Here is a 22,209-nt window from a genome sequence, read left to right as displayed (position 1 = left end):
CGTCCATTTTGTGGAGGGGTCGATGCGGGTTTGGGGTGTTGCGCCGGTTTTGATTTTTGCACTGTCGGGGAGCCCGCAGGCACAGACCGACCATTTTGCCGGCAATGATCGCGTCAGCCTGCGCGTCCAGATCACCCTCGATGGCAGCGATCGCAAGGATTTGCCCAATGGCGTCGAATGGTTCGCCGTCACGGCGCATCGCGAACTGGACCTTACCTATTCACTGGTCGATGTCGGCATGGATGGCGTGCCCATCGTCGGTGGGGTTCGCGAGGGGGCCGTGCCGTCAGAAATGCTCGATCTCGAGGCCAAGCTGGCCGAATGCGGAGAAAACCAGGTCTGTCTGGCTGGTGTCATGATGCAGTTTGCCCAGAACGGGCAGGGTGGTGCAGTCAATCCGTTCGAAGCCATGACGGGCATGCAGCCGGGCCGCTATCGCAATTTCGCCGGGGATCGCGCCGGCACTTGCGCCGAGGGCAAGGTCACGGTTTCCGACGTGCTCGAAGGGGTGGTCATTCCGCCGCCAAATCCGGCTGTCGCCTACAATTTCACCCGCCGCGGCCAGCTCAATCTGCCGCAATCGGGAGCTGCCATGGCCGACGCCATCTGCGGTGCGGAGGCCACGCTCGATACGGCAACGGGAGCGGTCAGTCTGCGCCTGCCGCTTGGCGCCATCACCGTGCCGGTCACCATGGGGCCGGGGGCGTTTACCCATGAAAACGGCGTCGCCTTCGCTGAAGGCAACGCTACGCTCGAACTGCTCGATCAGGCCAGCACGGGCGGTGTCACCCATGTCGGCTCAACCGACATCAATCTCGGCTCCGCCTCCCACAATTCGGGCCAGGTGGCTGCCGGCCTTTCGGGCCGGCTGCACTGGAGCCTTTCTGTCGACTAGATCGCCACCGTCGCCTGCTTGAGCCAATCCTTGACGTCGCCTGTCAGACGCGGCCCGATTTCGGCCCACACTTTGGCATGGAAGGCATTGAGCCAGTCGGTTTCGGCCTGGGTGAGCAGGCTCTTGTCGATCAGGCGGGTCTCGATGGGGGCGAGGGTGATCGTCTCGAAGTCGAGATAGCCGGGAAAACCCTCGGCATCCTTGACCACGATCAGGTTCTCGATGCGGATGCCGTATTCGCCGGTCTTGTAGTAGCCCGGCTCGTTGGACAGAACATTGCCTGCCTCAAGCGGCGTTTGGTAGCGCGAGGAAATGCCCACCGGCCCTTCGTGTACGCCCAGGAAGTGACCGACGCCATGGCCGGTACCGTGATTGTAGGTCACGCCATCCTGCCAAAGATATTGCCGCGCCAGCACATCGATCTGCGCGCCGGACGTGCCTTTGGGAAAGCGCGCCATGGATATGGCGATCATGCCCTTGAGCACGCGCGTATAGCGATCCTTCTGCTCTGCCGTGGCTGCACCCGTATAGAGCGTGCGGGTGATGTCGGTGGTGCCCGAGAGATATTGCGCGCCGCTGTCGACCAGCATGATCTCGCCAGCCCTGAGCGTCCGGTCGGTCTTGGTGGTTACCCGATAATGCACGATGGCGCCGTTTGGCCCGGCGCCCGAAATGGTGTCGAAACTGGCATCGACGCAGGTCTCGTCCTCGCGCCGGAAGCTTTCAAGTGCGGTGACAATGCCGATTTCGGTCAGTTCGCCCTTCGGCGCTTCCGCATCAAACCAGTGCAGGAACTTGGCCAGGGCGACGCCATCAAGCCGGTGCGCCTCGCGCATGCCGGCCAGTTCCACTTCGTTCTTGATAGATTTCGGGCCCAGGATCGGGTCGCGTTTTTCGATCAGTTTTGCGCCTGCTGCCGTCAGCGTGTCGGCCACCGCTACGGGTGCCGTCTGAGGGTCGACAATCACCGTCTTCCCGCCAAGGCTCGATAATGCGCTGTCCAGCGTGCTAGCTCCGGTCACATTGGCAATGCCGTCCAGCGCCCGGATCAGCTCTGGCGTAATCTTGGCCTTGTCGAGATAGAGCGTCGGCAGTCCCGTCGCGGGGACAATGGCAAAGCCCAGCACGAAGGGCGTGTTGGGCACGTCACGGCCGCGCATGTTGAGCAGCCAGCAGATGCTTTCGGGCAGGGTCAGAACGACGGCGTCGGCGCTGTCGGCGGTCAGGCTCTTCTGCAGATCGGCGATCTTGTCCGCAGCCGATTTGCCGGCGCGGTTGTGGCCAAGGAATTCGATCGGGGTTACCGGGGCGCCGGGGCGATCTGCCCATATCGCGTCCACCAGGTTGGCATGCGGCACCACTTCGGCATGGCCCGCGAGCTTCTGCGTCACGTCGCGCACTTCGCCCGGCGTATGCAGCCACGGATCATAGGCGAGTTTGCCGCCCTTTTTAACATAGAGGCGGATATCATCGCTGACGCCGCCCTGGCCGGTCTCGTGCACGGTCACCAGCGTCGTATCGGTCTGGGCCGGCGCCTGCAAAGTGTAGCGGCTATCGACAAACAGCCCCGCACCGTCTTCGCCGACCACGGCCAGACCCGCCGATCCGGTGAAGCCGGTCACATAGGCCAAGCGCGCCTCGCCCGGCGGCACCGACTCGCCGCGATGCGCGTCGGCGCGGGGGATCAGCACGGCGTTGATGCCCGATTTTTGCATGGCTGCCCTCAGCGCAGCGAGACGAGGCGCCACGTTGGATGGGTCGGATTTCTCGGAAAATGTTTGAAATACAGCGGGTTCGAAGGTCTTTTTGGTCATTTGAAGTCCTCGCCGGTGCAGGGAGTGCGATGCAATTCCGGCATGGCTGTTCTGATGTCTTGTGTCTGGTTCTGCTGCGGGCAGAGCCTATCTTAAGGGCAACAAACAGGAGCGACATGAAATGAGCAAGCAGAACAATCTCTTCCAGCGCGCCGTCAACGCGATCATCGAAGGCCGCACCCGCCAGGCCGAACGCTATGTCGCCCGCTTCGAGCGCGATCACGATTTCGCCCGCAAGGTAAACGACCGTTAAGTCTGACCTGCGGGAACGGCATGGCTGGTCTGCCGGGGAGGGGCTAACAGGCCCCACGCGAACAGCCTAGATAGACACAGCCGGATGGCAATAGAGCGTCCGGCGCATGGAGTAGAAGATGACTGAGAGCAAGAATGGTTTCCGCAGCGCACTGGGTGGTCTGATCGACGCTCGTGGCCGTGAAGCCTCCCGCCAGGTCAGCTACCGCATGCAGCACCAGTTGATCGGCGCGGTCACCAAGCGCCCGTAAGGTTGCTGCAGCACATCGCTGACGATCAATACCGATCCCCGAAGCCCGCTTCGGGGATTTTGTTTTTTCGGTGTTGGCAATGACCCCCACCCCACCTCCCCCTGAAGGAGGGGGAGGGGCGCATCGAGTGTGCTTCGAGTCGTCAGACCACCACCGGCCGGTCCCTCCCCCTCCTTCAGGGGGAGGTAAGGTGGGGGTGGGCCTCGGTTACTGCTTCTCCAGCACCAGCGTCGTCCACTCCTTGCGCTTGAGATGGTCCTTCAGCGCAAAGCCTGCCGCTTCATAGGCTGCGATGACGCCATCGGCCTGGCTGTTGAGAATGCCCGATAGAATGGCCGTGCCGCCCTGTTGGGTGATGCCGCCGACGCCTGGCGCCAGTTCGGTCAGGGGCCCGGCGAGAATGTTTGCCACGACCAGGTCATAGGGCGCGCGCGCGAGGATTTCCGCGTGGTCGAGGCCGGTTGCCTCGATGGCGTCGATCCGGTCGCCCACACCATTGTCGACGGCGTTTTCCACTGTCGTGGTCACGGCGATCGGATCGATGTCGGTGGCGAGGATGACAGCGTCCAGCCGCTTGGCGAGCGCGATGGCCAGAACGCCCGTGCCGGTGCCGATATCGATCATGCTTGTGGGCGTGCGGGTCGCCAGCAGGGCTTCAATGGCCTCGAGGCATCCGGTCGTGGTCTCATGGTGGCCGGTGCCGAATGCCTGGGCGGCATCGATCTTCATCGGTGTCAGTCCCTCGGGGATCGGGCCGGTCTCGTGACTTCCGTAGACGTAGAAACCCCCAGCAATGACCGGTGCGAGACCCTCAAGGGATTTGGCCACCCAGTTGATGTCAGGGTCGATGGCTTCCACCGCGAACGTCACGTCTCCGCCCAGAACCTGGCGGGCGATGGCGTTGAACGCCTCAAGATCCGGTGGGCTGTCGCAGGTGGCTTCGAAAATCCACTCGCCGGTTTCCTCATTTTCGTGCGCCGAGGCGGTCAGCGCCAGGTCATCGCGCTCGGCAACGGCGTCGACCAGGGCATAGGCCTGATCCTTGGTGAGCGAAACGGAAAGCTGGTCGACGGACATGGCGGCCTCGGAGTTTGGGGTGGCTTTCCCTTGGGATAGGCGAGGGGGCAAGTCAAGGACGGGGCGCTGGGACACCCAATCACCCCACCCTCATTCCTTCTCGCATCAGATCGCTCCACTGGAGCGATCTGCCCTTCGGGACGGCTCGAAGCCCATCAAGGGGAGGGAGGCGCAGGCATCAGTCGCCGGTGTTTATCGTCTTCCTCCCCCTTGTGGGGAGGGTAGCGCAGCTGGCTGCAGGCCATAGCGAAGCTAGGGTGGGGGTGCAACAGACCCTCACCCCTTCCGAATAAAGCTCTCCAGCACCTTCTTGGTCCCGGCCTTTTCGAAATCGATGGTCAGCTTGTTGCCTTCGATCTGGATGACTTCGCCATAGCCGAATTTCAGGTGGAACACGCGTTCCCCGAGGGCGTAGCCGCTCGACTGGCCGCCGAGGTCGACTGAACGGGCGACGAGTTCCCCCTCGATGGTCAGCGGGCCGCCGCCCTTGCGGTTTTCCTGGTTCGCCCGGGCGCGCTTCCAGCCGGGCGTTTCATAGACGCTTTCGAACGGGTCGGCCTTGTTGAAGCGGCTGGCGGCGCCCCCGCCATAGGAGTAGCCGCCATAGGCCGAGCCCTTGTCGATGACCTCCACAGCGTCGGGCGGCAGTTCATCGATGAAGCGGCTCGGAATGGCCGATTGCCAGAGGCCGTGGATACGCCGGTTCTGCGCCGCCGAGATGCGCACGCGCTGTCGGCCGCGGGTAATGCCCACATAGGCAAGGCGTCGTTCCTCTTCGAGGCCGGCGCGGCCGCTCTCGTCCATCGAACGCTGGCTGGGGAAAGTGCCGTCTTCCCAACCGGGCAGGAATACGGTGTTGAATTCCAGCCCCTTGGCTGAATGCAGCGTCATGATCGTGACGGCGTCGGATGCGTCGGCGCTGTCGCGGTCCATGACCAGCGCGATGTGTTCGAGAAAGCCACCGAGCGAGTCGAACTCTTCCATGGCGCGGCTCAATTCCTTGAGGTTTTCCTTGCGCCCCTGGCTCTCCACCGACTTGTCGGCGTTGAGCATGTCCATGTAACCGCTTTCTTCAAGAATGTTTTCGACGAGCTGGTAGGGCTGCATATTCTGGCTGTGCCAGGCCCAATCATCGAACTGCGCCACCAAGGAATTCAAGGTGCTGCGCTGTTTGGGTTTCAACTCCTCGGTTTCGAGCAAGGCACGGGTGGCCGCGAGCAGCGGCATGTTCATGCCGCGCGCCGCTTCCATCAGCATTTTTACCGTCGAGTCCCCGATTCCGCGCTTGGGCACATTGATGATGCGCTCGAAAGCGAGGTCGTCGGCCGGCTGTGCGACCAGCCTGAGATAGGCCAGCGCGTCGCGAATTTCCTTGCGCTCATAAAAGCGCGGGCCCCCGACCACCCGGTAATTGACCCCCAGCGTTATGAACCGTTCTTCGAACTCGCGCATCTGGAACGAGGCGCGAACCAGAATGGCCATCGAGTTAAGGGCTTCGCCCTGACGCTGGTATTGCTCAATCTCGTCGGCGACCGTGCGGGCTTCTTCTTCCGAGTCATAGACCTGGGTGAAGGACACCAGCTCCCCGCCTTCGGCCACGTCGGTGAACAGCGTTTTGCCCAATCGCCCTTCGTTGAAGGCGATGACGGTGGAGGCAGCTTTCAGGATATTGGCGGTGGAACGGTAGTTGCGCTCCAGCTTGATGACCTTGGCGCCCGGAAAATCGCTCTCGAAGCGCAGGATGTTGTCCACTTCGGCGCCGCGCCAGCCATAGATCGACTGGTCGTCGTCGCCGACCACGCAGATATTAGCCTCGCTGGCCGGTTTGCCCTGGGCGAGCAGCCGCAGCCACAGATATTGGGCGGTATTGCTGTCCTGATATTCGTCCACCAGCATATATTTGAACTTGCGGTGATATTCGGCCAGTACGTCCGGGTTCTCGCGGAACAGGCGGATACACTCGAGCAGCAGGTCGCCGAAATCGGCGGCGTTGAGCGTCTTCAGCCGCGCCTGGTAGTCGTAATAGAGCTTGCCGCCCTTGCCGTTGGCGAAATAGTCGCTGTCATGCGAGGGCACATCCTTGGGCTGCAGCCCCCGGTTCTTCCACGCGTCAAGCATTCCGGCAAACTGTCGCGCCGGCCAGCGCTTTTCATCGATATTCTCGGCCGCCAGAAGCTGCTTGATGAGGCGGATCTGATCGTCGGTATCGAGAATGGTGAAGCTGGATTTGAGATCCACCAGTTCCGCGTGCTTGCGCAGGATGCGGGCCGAGATCGAGTGGAAGGTGCCAAGCCATGGCATTCCCTCGATCGAAGCGCCGACCAGGCTGGCAATGCGATCCTTCATTTCGCGGGCGGCCTTGTTGGTGAAGGTCACCGACAGGATTTCGGAAGGCCAGGCGCGCTTGGTGGTGAGGATATGCGCAATCCTGGTGGTCAGCACTCTCGTCTTGCCCGTGCCGGCCCCGGCCAGCACCAGCAGTGGTCCCTCGGACGAGAGCACGGCGTCGCGCTGCTCCGGGTTGAGCCCAGCCAGATAGTCAGGCTCGCGTTGCTGCTGCCGGCCCAACTGGCTGGTAATCGGTCCGGCCTGCGGACGGGGAAGGGGAGTGTTGTCGGCCATGCTGCTCTGGTGTTCCAAGGGTTCGCGCCAAAGGGGCAGGGCGCGGTCAGACCTTGACGAATCTCATTTTGTTCTCGTGCGCAATATAGGGATCAAGGGCGCCGCTGTATAGAAGTCCGGGCTGTCACGGCTTTGTCACGCAAGCGTCATCCAGCTGTTTTGCCGCCCGCCTAATCGGTGCCCCGCATCATTTCGGGGGAACCACCATGATTGCCCAAAAGCGTCTTGCTGTGCTCAGCGCAGCCCTGCTCCTTTCCACGGCCGGCGTTCAGGCCGCACCCTATTTCAACCGCATTGCCAGCTTCGCCGTCGCGCTCAACACGCCCGAGCTTGAAGTCGGCGCCCAAGAAAACTCCGCCGAAATCATCACCGCCACCGAAGACGGCAATACGCTGGTCTATTCCAACGCGCTTGTCGGCGGCGTCGGCCTCATCGACATCACCGATGCCAAGGCCCCCAAGGCCGGCGGCTTCATCAATCTCGAAGGTTCGCCGACCTCGGTGGCCGTGATCGGCAACAAGATTCTGGTGACCGTCGACACCACTGAGGACTTTACCGCCCCCACTGGCTACATGTCGGTCATCGACATCGCCACCAAGGAAATCGAAGCCACCTGCGACCTGGGCGGTCAGCCCGACGCGATCGCCAAGAACCATGATGGTTCACTGATTGCCATTTCGATGGAAAATCAGCGCGATGAGGACTTTGGTGACGGCGGTCTGCCGCAGCTGCCCAGCGGCAACATCACCTTCTTCGACGTGGCTGAAGGCGGCGCGGTTGACTGCGCCACCATGCGCGTCACCGATCTGGCCGGTATTGCCGACGTGGCCGGTGAAGACGCGGAGCCCGAATATACCGATTTCAACGGCGCCAACGAACTGGCCGTTACCCTCCAGGAAAACAACCACATCGTCATCATCAATGGCGAGACCGGCGAAATCACGTCCGACTTCTCGGCCGGCTCCGTGACCCTCGAAAACATTGACGCCACCGAAGACGGCCGTCTGAGCTTTTCCGAAACCCAGACCGACCGCCTGCGTGAGCCCGATGCCGTGCAGTGGATCGACAACGATCGCATCGTCATCGCCAATGAAGGCGACTGGAATGGCGGGTCGCGCGGCTTCACGATTTTTCACAAGGATGGCACCGAGCTCTTCGAGTCCGGCCCGTCGATGGAATATATCGCCGCCCAGCTCGGCCACTATCCCGAAGGCCGTTCCGACGCCAAGGGCGTCGAGCCCGAAGGCATGGAAGTGGGCACTTTTGGCGAAGATAGGCTGATCTTCGTCAACCAGGAACGCTCCTCGCTGGTCGCTGTCTACAAGGATACCGGCGCTGAGCCTGAATATACCCAGTCGCTGCCCTCGGGTGTCGGTCCGGAAGGTGCACTGGCCATTCCCGCCCGTAATCTCTACGTCACCGCCAACGAGACAGACCTTTCTGTCGATGGTCTGGCAGGCGCCCATGTCATGATCTTCGAGCGGCAGGACGTCGACGCACCGGCCTATCCGCAGATCATGTCCGACATGGACGAAGCCGGCCTGCCGTTGGGCTGGGCTGCGCTTTCGGGCGCCGTTGCCACTGAACCGGGCAAGCTGTTCGCCGTCAGTGACTCTGCCTTCATTGAAGCCGCGATCTACGAGATCGACGCCACCGCCGCTCCGGCGCGCATCGTCAGAAAGACCGTCGTCACTCGTGACGGTGCTCCGGCCGAAGCCCTCGACCTCGAAGGCATCACTTCCGACGGCAAGGGCGGCTTCTGGCTCGCTTCCGAAGGCGACACCGAAGAAGACATTCCGCATGGCCTCGTTCATGTCGATGCCGACGGCGCCATCATCGAGGAAGTCGCGTTCCCTGAAGCCCTGCTTGCCAACGAAATCCGTTCGGCCAGCGAAGGTGTCGCTGCCATCGGCGAGGGCGACGACATGGTGCTCTGGATCGCCATCCAGCGCGAATGGAAGGATGACGAAAAGGGCTTCGTGAAGCTGGTTTCCTACAAGCCCTCCACCAAGGAATGGGGCGCCGTCCGCTACAAGCTGGAATCTCCGACCGCCGGCTGGGTTGGCCTCAGCGAAATCACCGTGCATGGTGACTATGCCTACATCATCGAACGCGACAACCAGATCGCCGAGCGCGCTGCGCTCAAGGCCATCTACCGCGTACCAGTCAGTGAACTGGTCCCGGCCGCACTGGGCGGCGACCTGCCCACCGTTTCCAAGGAACTGGTGCGCGACCTGATCCCGGATCTCGCATCCAATAATGGTTATGTCGTCGACAAGGTCGAAAGTCTCGCCATCGACGCCGATGGCAAGGCCTATGTCATTACCGACAATGACGGCGTGGACGACAGCTCGGGCGAAACCTTCTTCTGGACCTTCAATCTCTGAGGTCGAACGCTTCAGGTCACTTCCCTTGACCTTGACGGCGGCCGGGCATCTGCCCGGCCGTTTCGCTTTTTAAATGGAAGGGCACCTCTCCGCTTTTGCGGGGGGGAGGGGTGGGGGATTGTCACGGTGGTCGGCAACTCCACGACTTCCCCCCTCAAAACCCCCGGAGGCGGCTTGCGCGCCACCGCCAAGTCCCTACACTCACCCCGGTTTCAGCCGGGAAGGCACAGTGCTCAATCGCATCTATATCGTGGTCGGCATCTTCGCCATCGTGGTGCTGGCCGGCGCTTTCATCGCGCCGCGCTTCATCCAGTGGGGCGACTATCGCGACCGCATGGAGGTGCTGGCAACGCAGGTGCTCGGTGCCGATGTCTCGATTCGCGGTGACATCTCCTTTTCGCTGCTGCCCAGCCCGCGCCTGGCCTTTTCCGATGTGGTCGTCGGGGATGCGGAATCTCCGGCCGCCACAGTAGGCGCGGTGGAAGCCGAATTCGTGCTGATGGACTTCCTGCGCGACATCTACAATGTCACCGCGCTCGGCCTGCAGTCGCCGGTTGTGCATCTGACGCTCGACGAAAATGGTCTTCTGAGCAGCGGTGTCGATCTGTCCGGAGCGGGCAATGGCGTTGCTCTTGGCCAGGCCCGTATCGCCAATGGCAGTGTACGGCTTGAAGATTTACGCTCGGCAGAAACCTTCGTCCTGAGCCGCATCGATGGTGAACTGCGACTTTCGAGTTTTGCCGGTCCCTTCCAGTTTCAGGGGGGCGCGGACTATGAGGGTACGCGCTATGACCTGCGGCTCAATTCGGGCGCCGCGGATGCGGAGGGCAATGCACGGATCTCCACCTTCGTTCGCGAAGCGCTGGGCGCATATTCGCTGACTGTCGATGGCATGCTGACAGCGGGCACCGCACCGCGCTTTGCGGGCAACATGGTCTACCGGCAGGCGCCGCCAGAGGCTGAGAATGCCGACGAGATCCGGGGTGACCTGGTCCTTGAAAGCGAGGTCACGGTCAATACGGACCGCATCGTGCTCAGCGGCTATACGCTGCATCCGGACGAGAACCGGGCTGGGATGCGTCTTACCGGCGCCGCCAGCATCAGGCTGGGCGAACGCCGCAGTTTCGACGCTGTGGTCTCGGGCGGCGTGTTCTCGCTGCCGCCAAGGGACGCCAATGAGGTGGCGAGCGAGCTGCCCTATGAATTCGTGCGTCTGTTATCCGAAATTCCAGCACCGCCCATGCCGCCCATGCCGGGACGCCTCGGGATCGACCTGGCCGAAGTTGGCCTGCGGGGCTTTGCCCTGCGTGACGTGCGGGTAGATGCCACGACCGATAGCAGGACCTGGACCCTCGAGCAGGCCGTGGCGCGCCTGCCGGGGGAAAGCGAACTTCGCCTTGCCGGCACGGTGACCAATGACGCGGGCAGGGTGGGGTTCCTCGGCGATCTGGACATCACCGCGCGACGGCTCGAAGCGCTCTCGCAGTTGTGGAAGCGTCCGGTCGAGAACAATCCGCTCTTCAACATGCCTGGCGCGCTGCATGGCAGGGTCATGCTGGCAGGCGATGCCTTCGGCTTCAGCAATGGCCGGCTGGTGATGGATGAGCAGGAGCATGGGCTCGACCTGCGTATCGGGTTCGGCGCCGAGCCCCGCCTCGATACCGTTCTCACATTCGGCCGCCTCAATGAGCGCCGTACCGCCGCCTTGCGCGCCCTTGTCCCCGATGTGGCAACCGATCCCACCTTCGCCATCAGCTTTCCCGATGGCAGCTTTTCGATCACGGCCGGTCTTGTCGACGTGCTGGGTCTGCCCGCGACGGATCTCGTCGCTGAAGCGCAGTGGTCGCCATCCGCCATTCGCTTCTCGCGCCTTTCAGCCGAGGACTGGGGCGGGATTTCCATCAGTTCCACCGCAAGGCTGTCAGGCACGCTGGTCGAGCCACGCGTGACCGGCTCGGGCCAGGTTGCCATTGCGTCGGCCGATGCGCCCGGGCTTGCCGTACTCTACGAGATGACCGGCATGCCTGCTGGCTGGCAGGGGGCCGCACAGGGTGCGTTCCCTGTCGACCTTCAGTTCATCCTCTCAGATGCCGATAGTGGTCCGGGCCAGGTGCTTACCCTGGGTGGTGATGTGGGCGCTGCGGCGCTGGATGTCCGGCTTGAGGCCGCCTCCGGCATGGCAACCCTGGCCAGCGACGACCTGCGGCTGGTCGTTTCCCTGGAGGCCGCGGACGGGGAAGCCGCGCTGTCGCAATTCGGCTGGCAGGGCGCGCCGCTATTTGTTGGCGACGAGGCCATGGTGGCGAGCCTCTTTGTCGAGGGACAGATGGAGGCAGGCTTCGATGGTCGCATGGCCATCAGCCAAGGCGGTCAATCGATCAGCTATTTTGGCGGGCTCACCCTGAGCGAGACTGGTACCATCAGCGGCGCCGGAACGGTCGACGTGCTGCTCGACGAGGCCTCTGGCCTGTCCGCACTTGCCGGCGCGGGCGGCGCCAGCCTGCCGGGCTTTGAGGCCAGCGCCGGCATCCGGTTCGAGGGGGTTGAAAGCCTCACGCTCGACAATATCTCCGGCATTGCCGGGGACACGGGTTTTGGCGGCGACATAGCAATGCAGCGCGCCGGGCAATTGCCCAGCTTTACCGGCCAGCTCACGCTCGACAGTGTGGACGCTGCAGGCATTGCGGCGGCATTGTTCGGCAGTGAGGCGCTGATCGGCACCGCCGACAGCGTGTGGCCGGTGGGCCCGCTTGCCGTCAACTCGATCCAGCGTGGGTCTCGCGGCGACCTCGAGATTTCAGCCGATGCCGTGACCGCTGACGCCGCGCCGGTTCTGGGCAAGACCAGGTTTGACTATGTGTGGAACCCGGACATGGTCGCGATCCGGAATTTTGCCGGTGACGTCGGGGGCGGCACGATCAACTTCGCTGTGGAGCTGTGCTGCGCCGGTCCACTGACCGAGCGGACTTTGACTGGTCAGGCGAGCCTTGCGGGTGTCGACCTCGACGCGATTGCGCCTGCAGCGGTTGCCGAAAGTCTGTCCGGCAGACTTGAGGGTGGTGTGCGGTTCGAGGGTACCGGAGCCAGCATCGCCGAAGTCATGGCGCATATGACCGGCGAGGGCAATTTTGCCATTGCGGACTTCGCGGCTACCGGCCTCACGGCCGATGTCTATTCGGCCATTTCCGAATTCGAAGACGTGCTCAACACCGACGCCGATGCCCTGGAAACGCTTGTCAGTCTGGCCCTGTCGCAAGGCGAATTCACCGCCAGCGAGGCTCAGGGCGCTTTCACAATCGCCGGTGGCACGGCACGCCTCGCCAATTTCTTCATCGATGGCGACGGCGCGCGGCTCGCGGGCAATCTCAACTTGATGCTCGAAACCCTGGGGCTGGACGGGCGCTTCGTGATGACGCCGCGCAATTTTGTCGATCCCAATGGCCTGGTGCAAAACGACACGGCGCGCATCATTTCCAACATTTCCGGGACATTGCTCGTGCCCGTGGTGACGGTGGATCTCACCGAAGTGGTCGCCGCCATCCAGGTGCGCGCCAACGAACTCGAAGTGGACCGGCTTGAAACCCTGCGCCTTGAGGACGAGGCCCGGCAGCGCGCCGCCGCCGAGGAACGCAATCGCCTGATCGATGAACGTCGCCGCCGCGAAGAAGCAGTGCGGCAGGAGGAGCTGCGCCGGCTCGAAGAGGAAATGGACCGCATCGACCTGCCGCCGGAGCTTTCGGCGCCGACACCTCCGCCGCCCGAACCCACCCCACCGCTCAATCTCGGCTTCCAGCCCGGCGTCAATCAGCCCATCGGCAATGCGGTCAACGAACCGATCCAGCTGTTCCCGAGCCAGTGAGGTTGCCAGTCAACTCACCTCACCCACAGTGCCGTCCTCGGGCTTGACCCGAGGACCACTCAACGCGGTTGCGACGCGGGGGCAGGCCCTCGGATCAAGTCCGAGGGCGGCGTGGTTCTAGAGCTGAGCATTTGCCTATCTCCATCGTCATTGTCGGGCTTGTTCCGGCAATCCACGCGATGTGAGATGGACCACCGGGACAAGCCCGGTGGTGACAAAGGGACACAAAAGGTCGACGCGCGGCTAAAGCCGCTCAGCCCCCATCCCGATACCAGGCCAGCACCGCCAGCCGAACCGCCGATGACAGGTTGGTCACCGTCCGCGTCTCGTCGATTTCGCGGATCAGCCCCGCAAGGCTCAGTTGCCGGTCAGCGGCCATGGCCTCGAGGCCGGACCAGAACTCTGGTTCCAGCGCAATCGAGGTGCGATGTCCGGCAATGGAGAAGGAGCGCTTGTCCATCTCCGGGGATCGATCAGGGCTTCTTGCGGAAGGCGTCGAGGCTCACGACCTTTTCGCCGCTGCCTTCGGCCGGGGCATCGCCCTCGGCGGCTTCCGCCCTGGCATCGGCCGCGGCCTCTTCGTCCTCCCGGTCATCGGGCGCGGTGGCCGGATCGAACTGCAGGCCGAACTGTACGGAGGGGTCGAAGAAACCCTTGATGGCCGAGAAGGGAATGTGGAGCATTTCCGGCTGGCCGTTGAAGCTCAGGCCCACTTCGAATGCAGATTCCGTGACCTTGAGGTCCCAGTACTGGTTCTGCAGCACGATGGTCATTTCCTTGTCGTATTGCTTGAGCAATTCTTCGGAAATGCGCACGCCGGGGGCGCGCGTGGCAAAGGAAATGAAGAAGTGGTGCTCGCCGGGCAGGCCAGTGCGCGACACTTCGGCCAGAACTTTGCGCACGACGCCGCGCAGGGCTTCCTGGGCGAGAATGTCGTAACGCATGTGATCTTCGGCCATTTTGCCCCTCGTAGACTGGTCCTGTCGGGTCGAATCCCGAACGGCCCATATCAGCCTTACGTTCCCGGATAATTCAAGGACAAAGGCCGAGGGAACATGAGGCATGTGAGAATTGAGTGCAGGCTTCTGTTGCCAGGTGCCTGCGAACCCCGCCTGTCGCCCGGCTAGGAGCGGAGGACTTTAATTCCCAGTGCTAGCACCGCTTACGCGGCGAGAGCGACCGGAGCCTTATGGTTGTCATTGGCAACTATAAGTTTTAGCCCGATAACGGCGGTACAATGCCGAGCGAAAGCACACTCTTTACGCCCTCGTCGATCCTGTTTCGTCCCCAGTGGCTCCCCCTTTGAGGGGAGGAGATGGTGGAGACGCCGGGTACTGCCCCCGGGTCCGATGGGTTTATTACAATGACAGTTTATCGCTATAGCCCTTGCGGGCACTCCCTATATAGGGGACCCGTCGGCACGATGCAAATGCGTCGCGGTCAATTCAATCTCGATTAACAGCTCTCGCCCATTCTGCCCTCTTCAGAGGGACGGATGAACACGACAAATCGAGCCTATTGGCTGCGCCAGCAGCGGCGCAAAAGCCTGCAAAAATGGCTGGCCCGTGCCTCCATTGTTCCCACCGCGATGCTTGCGATGATGACAGGTGCACTGGGCGTTCTCGCGCTGCAGCAGACGGATCTGGGCGCCTGGCTAGCCTCACCTTCCGTTCCAGCCGTCAGCGCCTCGCCGGCAATTTCGGCCCGTTTCACTGCCTGCGGCACCAGCCGCATAACCTGCGTCGTCGACGGTGATACATTCTGGCTCGACGGCGTCAAATATCGCATCGCCGACATCAACACGCCCGAAGTTTCGTCGCCCCAATGCGCCAGCGAAGCGGAACGCGGCCGCCAGGCCACTGTCCGGCTGACCCAGCTACTCAACGAGGGCCCGTTCACTCTCGCCCGCGCCGACCGCGACGAGGACCGCTATGGTCGAAAACTCCGGGTGGTCCAGCGCGATGGGCGGTCCATCGGCAGACAATTGGTCGCAGAAGGCCTGGCGCATGAGTGGCAGGGCAGCAGGCGAGGGTGGTGCTAGGACGCCCATCGGCTTTCACCTCGCGCCACCGTGTGTCATCCCATCACAAGCCGTCACCCTCGGGCTTGACCCGAGGGCTCTTCACTTGAAGATGCTCACTCGGCCGCCTTGTGCTCCCACACCAGACCCCGTGTCGTCCGCTCCCCAAACCCCGTCCATTCCCGGTCGCCCGCCGGTTCGCGCCAGTCGCCGCCATCGACCCTCAGATACGGCGCCATCGTCTCGTCCCCCTTGAGGTGCAGGCCGAGGAACGCGGTCACGAAATGCTGGGCGACATTGTTCATGCGCGCATTGTCCCAGACAAAATCGGCATAGTGCTCGAACGGGCTGCCCGATCCGCCCTCCGTGGCTTCCACCGGTGGTGGCATGGGCGCGCCGGCATTGTGGCCGGCGCCCTGGAAGGTGAGGAGGTAGCGGTCTGAATTTGTCGCGCCTTCGAAGATGCGGCGGATGCCGCTTTCGTAGTTTGAGACTTCATCTAGAGAGCCGCCCATGACCAAGAGCGGTATCTCGATGCCGGCGAGCCCAGCATCGTCCCAGAGCCCCACCTGGCCGCCCCAGGGGCCGATGGCGACGACGGCTTTGACGCGCGGGTCGAGGAGCTCGGCATAGGCGTCCGAACCTGCCATCAGCCCCGCCAGCGCTTCTTCCGAGGCCATGCCCATCTGGCCGGCTGCCGGAGCGAGGCCCGCGCCGGCGCTGATCAGGGCGCCGTAGCCGCCCATGGAATAGCCGAGGATGGCGCTGTTTTCCGCGTCGACCATGCCGGCCAGAAAATCCTCGCCCTTGGCGATCTCATCGAGCACAAAGAGCTGGTCCGGCGAGCGGTTGGCCAGCGTGCTGGCAAAGCCGAGCTGGTTTTCATAGGTGCTTTCGAAGTGGTCGATACTGGCGACCATAAAACCCTTGCTGGCGAGGTTCTCGCCGAAATGGCTGATGAGGAAGCGATTGCCGGGAAAGCCGTGCGACAGGATCACCAACGGGTAGGGGCCATCCGTGGCCAGCGGCGCCGCGTCGCGCACCGCCTGACCATGAAGCGTGATTTTCTGGTCGCTATTGGCCATTTGCACATCGATATATTCACCGCCCGGCGCGCCGCCCGCGAGATCGGCCGGATACCAGACTTCCACCGTCAGCGGCCGGTCATAGGTGCCGCCTGCGAGCACGTTTGGCACGCTGCCATGCACCAGCTCCAGCGTCCGCACGCCGATCTCATATTGCCCTGGCGCCGCAAGCTCGGGCGCGTCGGGCCGCTGGATGTCGATCCTGCTGTTGTCGTCGGCCAAAGCCATGCCTCCCATCCCCATGAGAAGCGTCATTGCCAGCATGAACCGCATGTCTTCCTCCCAGTTTTCCCGGCAGACTAACGCGGTAAAACGAAAGCACAATGACTGCTTTTTGCTTTCGTATGGTTTCGTTTTGCCGCACTGGACAGGCGGGGCCCGTTCCGGTTCACTCGGGCGCGAGACGAGAGGCGGCCTCTGGCCGATATGTTGTGTCGCTGGATGTTATCGAGGGCCGCCATTGCGGCTCATGCACTGCCTGCTGTTCCTTCGCGCCCATCCGCACGCCGGAATTGCAGAAGCCTGCCAATTCGCTCTGCCGCCATTGTGCGAAAGGGCAGGGCTGCACCGTCTATGACATGCGCCCGCAGGTCTGCCGCGGCTTTTACTGCGGTTACTTTTTCCTGCCCGAGCTGGGGCCGAACTGGCATCCGGAGCAGAGTGGCGTCGTCATCCGCTCGGAGAGCTTCAACAACGACACGATCACCATCCTGATCCTGCGCCTCAGCGAATTCCTTATCTCTGAGGAGTTTGCGGGCATGGTCGGCGCCTGGGTGCGGGCGGGCATTCCGGTGGAATTCGAACGCGTCGGGCCCGAAGGCCATTTGCCGGCGAAGATGGAAATCAACGAGTTTATCGGAGAAGCCGTGGCCGCCGGGGACCTGAGGGAGATGCAGAAAGTCTTTGCCTGGTCGCTGGCCTATATCGACCAGAACCACACCTGGGAACGCGATGAAACCGCGTTCCGCAGCACGCTGAGCTAGCCCTTCCACTCCATGCCCATATAGACGCCCCCGGATTCCAGCTCGTCCAGCATCTGCGCCAGATGCTTCTGCTTGGTCTCGTCGCGCTTTACCTTGTTGATCCACAATAGGTAATCGTTGCGCTGATAGGGCGGGCGCGCGTCATACTTGTCGCGCAGCCCGCGCGCCTCCAGCGCCTCGCGCACGAAGTCGGGCATATCCTCGCGCTTCCTGAGGGGCCGCAGCTGCGGGCTCATGGCAGCACGACCTGGGCTTCGATCTCGATCAGGAAATCGGGATTGGCGAGGCCCGCGACCATCATTGACGTCACCAGTGGGGGATTGGGCCGCTGGCCCCAGACGTTCATCCATTCGGCAAGCCCGGGTCTGACGTCGATGCCATGCTGGATGATCAGCGTCACCTTGATCAGATTGTCGAGCGAACCGCCCGCCGCCTCGATGACCTTGAGCATATTGGCCAGGGCCTGCGCTGTCTGCTCGCCGATGTCGCCCTTGCCCACGATCTCGCCGTCCGGGTTGACCGCATTCTGTCCGCCGATCAGCAGCATGCGCGCATCTGCGGGGATGACGACGCCCTGCGAAAAGACGGGATTATGGTGCATGTCCTGGGGGTTGATATATTCGATCGCCATCGCGGGTCTCCTCTGGTGCAAATGCATCGTTGCTGCGTCTGTTGCTAATGCGCGGCACGGACATCCACTGTCAGCATAGGCGGCGGTATTAGGATACCGCTGATCTGCGATGTTGAACACTGCCATGCCCTTGCGGCCCTGTGGCTGCGAATCGCGTAAACAGGAACCATGCAGCCCTATCTGAAACTTCTCTCCGACATTCTCGAAACCGGCGCCGACAAGTCGGACCGGACCGGTACCGGCACGCGCTCGCTGTTCGGCTACCAGATGCGCTTCGATCTTTCGAAGGGCTTTCCGCTGCTGACCACCAAGAAGCTGCATATCAAATCCATCGTCTATGAACTGCTCTGGTTCATCCGTGGCGAGACCAATGTGCGCTGGCTGCAGGAGCATGGCGTCAAGATCTGGGACGAGTGGGCCGACGAAAATGGCGATCTTGGCCCCGTCTATGGCTCGCAGTGGCGCTCTTGGCCGGCCCCCGATGGCCGCCATATCGACCAGTTGCAGAATGTCGTGGACTCGATCCGCACCAAGCCCGACAGCCGCCGCCACATCGTTTCGGCGTGGAATCCGGCCGAGGTGGACGAGATGGCTTTGCCGCCCTGCCATTGCCTCTTCCAGTTCTATGTCGCCAACGGCAAGCTGAGCTGCCAGCTCTACCAGCGTTCTGCTGACACTTTCCTCGGCGTTCCCTTCAACATCGCCTCCTACGCGCTACTGACCCACATGATGGCGCAGGTCACGGGCCTTGAAGTGGGCGACTTCGTCCATTCCCTCGGCGACGTGCACCTCTATTCCAACCATTTCGAGCAGGCCCGGCTGCAGCTTACCCGCGAGCCGCGTCCGCTGCCAAAACTGGTGATGAACCCAGATCGCAAGCGGCTGGAAGATTTCGTCTTCGAGGACTTTGCCTTCGAGGGCTATGACCCCCATCCGCATATCAAGGGCGCAGTGGCGGTGTGAGCCGGAGCCTGGCAGTCCTCACCGAACTGGTGGCGGAAGTGTCCGACACCTATGCGGCGCGCAATGACATTGCCCGCGACGATGACTGGTATCTGCTCAAGGTTCAGGAAGAGCTTGGCGAGCTCACCGCGGAATACCTCAAGATGACCGGGCGCGGTCGTCTCAAGGGCGCCGATTCCGCCACAATCCGGGAAGCGCTGGAAGACGAGGCGGCTGACGTGCTGGCCATGCTCCTGCTCTTTGCGCGTAACAACCGGATCGATCTCGATGCCGCCCTTGAGCGCAAGTGGTTTCAATATCTGGGGCGCTCGCCCACGGTCTGATCGTCGTCGCAAAATCCCTCGCTTCCTCTCCTGGAAACCGGCTAGAACTACGCCCGATCCATAGGGAGTTGGGGTCTATGCGTCTTTCTGCGTTTGTCTGCGGCTTTGTTGCCGTCGCGCCAGTTGCCGTGGCCAATGACACGGCCGCCGTGCTCACCACCGGTGGGCTCGAATTCGTCAACAATGCGCAGATTGCCATGGAGCGTGAGGAGCTCTTTATCTCCACGGACGAGATCCGTGTCGTCTACACATTCCGCAACGATGGCGACACCGACCAGAACCTGCTCGTCGCCTTCCCCATGCCAGACATCGTGCCCAATCATTGGTCGCCCGTCGCCTTTCCCATGGGGCCGGATAACAATCTCTTCGAGTTCGAAACCACGTTCAACGGCGAACGGGTTGAGGCCGAGCTGCACGAATACGCCTATGCGGCCGGGGTCGATCGTACAAAACTCCTGAACAAGCTGGGTATTCCCATCGTCCCGATCAGCCAGGCCGCCATCGACGCCGTCGACGGGCTCGACGAGGCGACCACCGAACAACTGCTGCATCTTGGTCTCGCCGTGCCCGATGAATTCGATGCCGGCGAAGGCTGGGAAAAGCACCACTGGCCCATGTGGACCTACAAGGCCACCTATACCTGGGAAGGCACGTTCCCGGCCGGCGAGACGGTGGAAGTCGTGCATCGCTACAAGCCCAGCGTCGGTGGCACGGTCGGCGTCGCCTTCCTTTCCGAGCCCTATGAGGATTACGACCCGGCCGCCGAATATCTGGCAAAATACTGCACCGACGACGCGTTCATCGCCGCCGTGAAGAAGACCATGGCCAATCCCGATGAACCCTGGACCGCGCCGTTCACCGAAAGCTGGATTTCCTACATCCTGACCACCGGCGGCAACTGGGCCGGCGGCGCCATCGAGAATTTCCGCCTCGTCATCGACAAGGGAGACGAGGCCAATCTCGTCTCCTTCTGCGGCGAGGACGTGAAGAAGATTGGCCCCACGACCTTCGAAATGGTCAAGACCGACTTCTGGCCCCAGGAAGAGCTCAACGTTCTCATCCTGGAGCGGCAGGAGGAGATGTAGACTCCCGTCGCGGAGAGTAGTCCGGCACCCCAGCCTCTTTCCCTCCCCATCAAGGGGAGGGAGGCGCAAGACGGCAGCGCCAATGTTCATCGTCTCCCTCCCCCTCGTGGGGAGGGACCAAGGGTGGGGCTCCCACCCCGTGCGAGTATCAATGTCCCACCCCCTCACCATTCGCCCCGCAACGCCAGCCGATGCGCCCCTCATCGTCGATTTCATCCGCCAACTGGCCGAATACGAAAAGCTTGCGCACGAAGCCAAGGCCACCGAGGCCGATATTGCGCGCGATCTCTTCGGCGCAGATCCAAAAGTCTTCTGCGAGATCGCCGAATGGGAAGGCATGCCGGTCGGCTTTGCGCTCTGGTTCTATACCTATTCCACCTTCCAGGGCCGGCACGGCATCTGGCTCGAGGACCTCTATGTCGATCCCGCCCTGCGCGGCAAAGGCATCGGCAAGGCGCTGCTGGTCCACCTGGCCCAACGCTGCGTCGCCGAGGGCCTGGGACGCTTCGAATGGTGGGTGCTCGACTGGAACGAGCCCAGCATCAATTTCTACAAGAGCCAGGGTGGCGTCTTGCAGGACGAGTGGACCAAAGTGCGGGTGGATGGCGACGCGCTGCTGAAACTTGGGTCAGGCGAAAACTAGGTTTCGGCTGACCGGTCGCGCCATCCATCGTCATTGCCGGGCTTGTCCCGGCAATCCATGTTGCTGCGCATCGTGTGGACCACCCGGACAAGCCGGATGGTGACGACGGTGGGGCTTCCTTCTCCTCCCGCTTCTTCAGGGGGAGGCCGGGTGGGGTACACTTGATGCGACATCACATGGGGAGGACAACCGCATGACCGAAACTCTCGACGCTGGCCCATTTTTCCACGGTACGATTGCCGACTTGCGCGTAGGCGATCTGCTCACCGCCGGCTACCGCTCCAACTACCGTCCCGAAGTGGTGATGAACCACATCTACTTCACCGCCCTTGTCGACGGCGCAGGCCTCGCGGCCGAAGTCGCGGTGGAACTGGCAGGAGGTGGCACGCCGCGCGTCTATCAAGTCGAGCCCACCGGGCCCTACGAGAACGACCCCAACGTCACCGACAAGAAATTTCCCGGCAATCCCACGCGCTCCTACCGCAGCGGCGCGCCGCTCAGGGTTGTCCGCGAAATCACCGAGTGGACACGGCTGACGCCCGACGCGCTGCAGATGTGGCGCGAGCGACTGGCCAAACTGAAGGCGGATAGTTCGGCGCAGATCATCAATTGAGGCGACCCAGGGGTTCCCGCTTTCGCGGGAATGACACTGTGGTAGGAAGTTGTGTCGCCGAATTCCTGTCCTGCACCGGGTCATCCTCGCAAAAGTTGAAACCGCTGCTTCCGTCCGACCTTCGTCTGCCGAGGATTATAGTGCCATGACCCAAATCTCCCTCATTGCCGCCGTAGCCCGCAACAATGTCATCGGGGCCGACCAGTCGATCCCCTGGCGCATCCCGTCCGACTTTGCCTGGTTCAAGCAGACGACCATGGGCAAGCCCATGGTGATGGGCCGAAAGCAGTTCGAGACGTTTCCAAAGCCGCTGGCGGGCCGGCCGCATATCGTTGTCTCGCGCAAGCAGGACTATGCACCCGAGGGCGTCATTGTGCGCCACGACCTTGATGAGGCGCTGGGCGTGGCGCGCGGGTTGGCCGAGAGTGCAGGTGTGGACGAGGTCATGGTCATCGGCGGCGGCGACATATACGCGCAGGCCATTGCCGTGGCCGACCGGCTTTATATCAGCCATGTCGACCTTGCGCCCGAAGGCGATGTTCGTTTTCCGCCAATAGACTCCGCCCTATGGCGCGTCGTGGCCGAGCCGGACGTGCCGCGTTCGGAAAAGGACCAGGCGACATATTCCATAAAGGTCTACGAGCGCGTTCACGGGTCCGCGCATTGATTGGCTTGGCGCCTTGCCTATATATGGCATCACAGATTT

At 62.5% G+C, this 22,209-nt stretch carries 21 protein-coding genes and 1 other RNA gene; 13 read left to right on the top strand and 9 right to left on the bottom strand.

Annotation, left to right across the window (positions count from 1 at the left end; all coding sequences use genetic code 11):
* Positions 1–22: 22 nt before the first annotated feature.
* Positions 23–895, top strand: coding sequence for a hypothetical protein (locus MQW79_RS05805; RefSeq protein ID WP_476587369.1), 873 nt, complete (start codon positions 23–25; stop codon positions 893–895).
* Here MQW79_RS05805 and MQW79_RS05800 read toward each other — a convergent pair.
* The gene (locus tag MQW79_RS05800) at positions 892–2,709 is read right to left on the bottom strand and encodes an aminopeptidase P family protein (protein ID WP_476587368.1); all 1,818 of its coding nucleotides are present in this window, start codon (positions 2,707–2,709) and stop codon (positions 892–894) included. The genes MQW79_RS05805 and MQW79_RS05800 overlap by 4 nt on opposite strands.
* A gap of 121 nt (positions 2,710–2,830) precedes the next feature.
* Here MQW79_RS05800 and MQW79_RS05795 point away from each other — a divergent pair, with 121 nt between their 5' ends.
* Entirely contained in the window at positions 2,831–2,962 is a 132-nt protein-coding gene (locus MQW79_RS05795; protein WP_476587366.1) for a hypothetical protein, read from the top strand.
* 118 nt (positions 2,963–3,080) lie between these two features.
* Positions 3,081–3,212 (top strand): hypothetical protein, encoded by a 132-nt coding sequence (locus MQW79_RS05790; protein ID WP_268905699.1) that lies wholly within the window; start codon positions 3,081–3,083, stop codon positions 3,210–3,212.
* Between the two features lie 207 nt (positions 3,213–3,419).
* Here the strand turns inward: MQW79_RS05790 and MQW79_RS05785 are convergent, their stop codons facing one another.
* Both MQW79_RS05785 and MQW79_RS05780 read right to left on the bottom strand, forming a co-directional pair.
* Positions 3,420–4,289: a 50S ribosomal protein L11 methyltransferase gene (locus tag MQW79_RS05785; protein WP_476587365.1), complete on the bottom strand. Its 870-nt coding sequence runs from the start codon at positions 4,287–4,289 to the stop codon at positions 3,420–3,422.
* A 276-nt stretch (positions 4,290–4,565) separates the two neighbouring features.
* Positions 4,566–6,911, bottom strand: coding sequence for an ATP-dependent helicase (locus MQW79_RS05780; protein WP_476587364.1), 2,346 nt, complete (start codon positions 6,909–6,911; stop codon positions 4,566–4,568).
* 206 nt (positions 6,912–7,117) lie between these two features.
* Here MQW79_RS05780 and MQW79_RS05775 point away from each other — a divergent pair, with 206 nt between their 5' ends.
* Positions 7,118–9,298, top strand: coding sequence for an esterase-like activity of phytase family protein (locus tag MQW79_RS05775; protein WP_476587363.1), 2,181 nt, complete (start codon positions 7,118–7,120; stop codon positions 9,296–9,298).
* A gap of 229 nt (positions 9,299–9,527) precedes the next feature.
* A complete protein-coding gene (locus MQW79_RS05770) occupies positions 9,528–13,157 on the top strand; it encodes an AsmA family protein (protein WP_476587362.1) in 3,630 nt (1,209 codons plus the stop codon).
* Positions 13,158–13,410: 253 nt separating this feature from the next.
* On the opposite strand, the gene MQW79_RS05765 is transcribed toward MQW79_RS05770, so the two are convergent.
* The 3 genes from MQW79_RS05765 to ssrA form a co-directional block, all read right to left on the bottom strand.
* Positions 13,411–13,617: a ribbon-helix-helix domain-containing protein gene (locus tag MQW79_RS05765; RefSeq protein ID WP_476587361.1), complete on the bottom strand. Its 207-nt coding sequence runs from the start codon at positions 13,615–13,617 to the stop codon at positions 13,411–13,413.
* A gap of 13 nt (positions 13,618–13,630) precedes the next feature.
* Entirely contained in the window at positions 13,631–14,116 is a 486-nt protein-coding gene (locus tag MQW79_RS05760; protein ID WP_476587360.1) for an SspB family protein, read from the bottom strand.
* A gap of 115 nt (positions 14,117–14,231) precedes the next feature.
* Positions 14,232–14,590: a transfer-messenger RNA gene (gene ssrA / locus MQW79_RS05755) on the bottom strand.
* Between the two features lie 62 nt (positions 14,591–14,652).
* Here ssrA and MQW79_RS05750 point away from each other — a divergent pair.
* Positions 14,653–15,198: a thermonuclease family protein gene (locus tag MQW79_RS05750; protein ID WP_476587358.1), complete on the top strand. Its 546-nt coding sequence runs from the start codon at positions 14,653–14,655 to the stop codon at positions 15,196–15,198.
* A gap of 95 nt (positions 15,199–15,293) precedes the next feature.
* On the opposite strand, the gene MQW79_RS05745 is transcribed toward MQW79_RS05750, so the two are convergent.
* A complete protein-coding gene (locus MQW79_RS05745) occupies positions 15,294–16,535 on the bottom strand; it encodes an alpha/beta hydrolase family protein (protein ID WP_476587357.1) in 1,242 nt (413 codons plus the stop codon).
* A gap of 158 nt (positions 16,536–16,693) precedes the next feature.
* Between MQW79_RS05745 and MQW79_RS05740 the strand changes: the two genes are divergently transcribed.
* Positions 16,694–17,245 carry a hypothetical protein gene (locus MQW79_RS05740; RefSeq protein WP_476587355.1) on the top strand — a complete coding sequence of 184 codons (552 nt, stop codon included), beginning with the start codon at positions 16,694–16,696 and terminating at the stop codon, positions 17,243–17,245.
* Here MQW79_RS05740 and MQW79_RS05735 read toward each other — a convergent pair.
* Together MQW79_RS05735 and MQW79_RS05730 are read right to left on the bottom strand one after the other, a co-directional pair.
* Positions 17,242–17,481 carry a YdeI/OmpD-associated family protein gene (locus tag MQW79_RS05735; RefSeq protein ID WP_476587354.1) on the bottom strand — a complete coding sequence of 80 codons (240 nt, stop codon included), beginning with the start codon at positions 17,479–17,481 and terminating at the stop codon, positions 17,242–17,244. The genes MQW79_RS05740 and MQW79_RS05735 overlap by 4 nt on opposite strands.
* On the bottom strand, positions 17,478–17,876 hold the full coding sequence (locus MQW79_RS05730) for a RidA family protein (protein WP_476587353.1): 399 nt from the start codon (positions 17,874–17,876) through the stop codon (positions 17,478–17,480). Before MQW79_RS05730 ends, MQW79_RS05735 begins: the two co-directional genes overlap by 4 nt.
* A 168-nt stretch (positions 17,877–18,044) precedes the next feature.
* On the opposite strand from MQW79_RS05730, the gene MQW79_RS05725 reads away from it, so the two are divergent.
* The 6 genes from MQW79_RS05725 (at position 18,045) to MQW79_RS05700 (ending at position 22,170) form a co-directional block, all read left to right on the top strand.
* A complete protein-coding gene (locus tag MQW79_RS05725) occupies positions 18,045–18,839 on the top strand; it encodes a thymidylate synthase (RefSeq protein WP_476587351.1) in 795 nt (264 codons plus the stop codon).
* Positions 18,836–19,162, top strand: coding sequence for a phosphoribosyl-ATP pyrophosphohydrolase (locus tag MQW79_RS05720; RefSeq protein WP_476587350.1), 327 nt, complete (start codon positions 18,836–18,838; stop codon positions 19,160–19,162). Before MQW79_RS05725 ends, MQW79_RS05720 begins: the two co-directional genes overlap by 4 nt.
* A 77-nt stretch (positions 19,163–19,239) precedes the next feature.
* Positions 19,240–20,247 (top strand): DUF4424 domain-containing protein, encoded by a 1,008-nt coding sequence (locus MQW79_RS05715; protein ID WP_476587349.1) that lies wholly within the window; start codon positions 19,240–19,242, stop codon positions 20,245–20,247.
* Between the two features lie 151 nt (positions 20,248–20,398).
* Positions 20,399–20,890, top strand: coding sequence for an N-acetyltransferase family protein (locus MQW79_RS05710; protein WP_476587347.1), 492 nt, complete (start codon positions 20,399–20,401; stop codon positions 20,888–20,890).
* A 193-nt stretch (positions 20,891–21,083) separates the two neighbouring features.
* Positions 21,084–21,503 (top strand): NAD(+)--rifampin ADP-ribosyltransferase, encoded by a 420-nt coding sequence (arr, locus tag MQW79_RS05705; RefSeq protein ID WP_476587346.1) that lies wholly within the window; start codon positions 21,084–21,086, stop codon positions 21,501–21,503.
* Positions 21,504–21,648: 145 nt separating this feature from the next.
* Complete coding sequence (locus tag MQW79_RS05700) at positions 21,649–22,170, top strand: dihydrofolate reductase (RefSeq protein WP_476587345.1); 522 nt, start codon at positions 21,649–21,651, stop codon at positions 22,168–22,170.
* Positions 22,171–22,209 lie beyond the last annotated feature (39 nt).

The sequence above is a fragment of the Devosia sp. Micro-HW1 genome (genome assembly GCF_056341075.1).
Note: the sequence above shows the minus strand (reverse complement) of the source record. Positions and strands in the feature narration are given on the sequence as shown.

What these genes read in the sequence shown, in the direction of transcription:
- MQW79_RS05805 (WP_476587369.1), top strand. Translation starts at nt 23, where the DNA reads ATGCGGGTTTGGGGTGTTGCGCCGGTTTTGATTTTTGCACTGTCGGGG.
- MQW79_RS05800 (WP_476587368.1), bottom strand. Translation starts at nt 2,709, where the DNA reads ATGACCAAAAAGACCTTCGAACCCGCTGTATTTCAAACATTTTCCGAG.
- MQW79_RS05795 (WP_476587366.1), top strand. Translation starts at nt 2,831, where the DNA reads ATGAGCAAGCAGAACAATCTCTTCCAGCGCGCCGTCAACGCGATCATC.
- MQW79_RS05790 (WP_268905699.1), top strand. Translation starts at nt 3,081, where the DNA reads ATGACTGAGAGCAAGAATGGTTTCCGCAGCGCACTGGGTGGTCTGATC.
- MQW79_RS05785 (WP_476587365.1), bottom strand. Translation starts at nt 4,289, where the DNA reads ATGTCCGTCGACCAGCTTTCCGTTTCGCTCACCAAGGATCAGGCCTAT.
- MQW79_RS05780 (WP_476587364.1), bottom strand. Translation starts at nt 6,911, where the DNA reads ATGGCCGACAACACTCCCCTTCCCCGTCCGCAGGCCGGACCGATTACC.
- MQW79_RS05775 (WP_476587363.1), top strand. Translation starts at nt 7,118, where the DNA reads ATGATTGCCCAAAAGCGTCTTGCTGTGCTCAGCGCAGCCCTGCTCCTT.
- MQW79_RS05765 (WP_476587361.1), bottom strand. Translation starts at nt 13,617, where the DNA reads ATGGACAAGCGCTCCTTCTCCATTGCCGGACATCGCACCTCGATTGCG.
- MQW79_RS05760 (WP_476587360.1), bottom strand. Translation starts at nt 14,116, where the DNA reads ATGGCCGAAGATCACATGCGTTACGACATTCTCGCCCAGGAAGCCCTG.
- MQW79_RS05750 (WP_476587358.1), top strand. Translation starts at nt 14,653, where the DNA reads ATGAACACGACAAATCGAGCCTATTGGCTGCGCCAGCAGCGGCGCAAA.
- MQW79_RS05745 (WP_476587357.1), bottom strand. Translation starts at nt 16,535, where the DNA reads ATGCGGTTCATGCTGGCAATGACGCTTCTCATGGGGATGGGAGGCATG.
- MQW79_RS05735 (WP_476587354.1), bottom strand. Translation starts at nt 17,481, where the DNA reads ATGAGCCCGCAGCTGCGGCCCCTCAGGAAGCGCGAGGATATGCCCGAC.
- MQW79_RS05730 (WP_476587353.1), bottom strand. Translation starts at nt 17,876, where the DNA reads ATGGCGATCGAATATATCAACCCCCAGGACATGCACCATAATCCCGTC.
- MQW79_RS05725 (WP_476587351.1), top strand. Translation starts at nt 18,045, where the DNA reads ATGCAGCCCTATCTGAAACTTCTCTCCGACATTCTCGAAACCGGCGCC.
- MQW79_RS05715 (WP_476587349.1), top strand. Translation starts at nt 19,240, where the DNA reads ATGCGTCTTTCTGCGTTTGTCTGCGGCTTTGTTGCCGTCGCGCCAGTT.
- MQW79_RS05710 (WP_476587347.1), top strand. Translation starts at nt 20,399, where the DNA reads ATGTCCCACCCCCTCACCATTCGCCCCGCAACGCCAGCCGATGCGCCC.
- arr (WP_476587346.1), top strand. Translation starts at nt 21,084, where the DNA reads ATGACCGAAACTCTCGACGCTGGCCCATTTTTCCACGGTACGATTGCC.
- MQW79_RS05700 (WP_476587345.1), top strand. Translation starts at nt 21,649, where the DNA reads ATGACCCAAATCTCCCTCATTGCCGCCGTAGCCCGCAACAATGTCATC.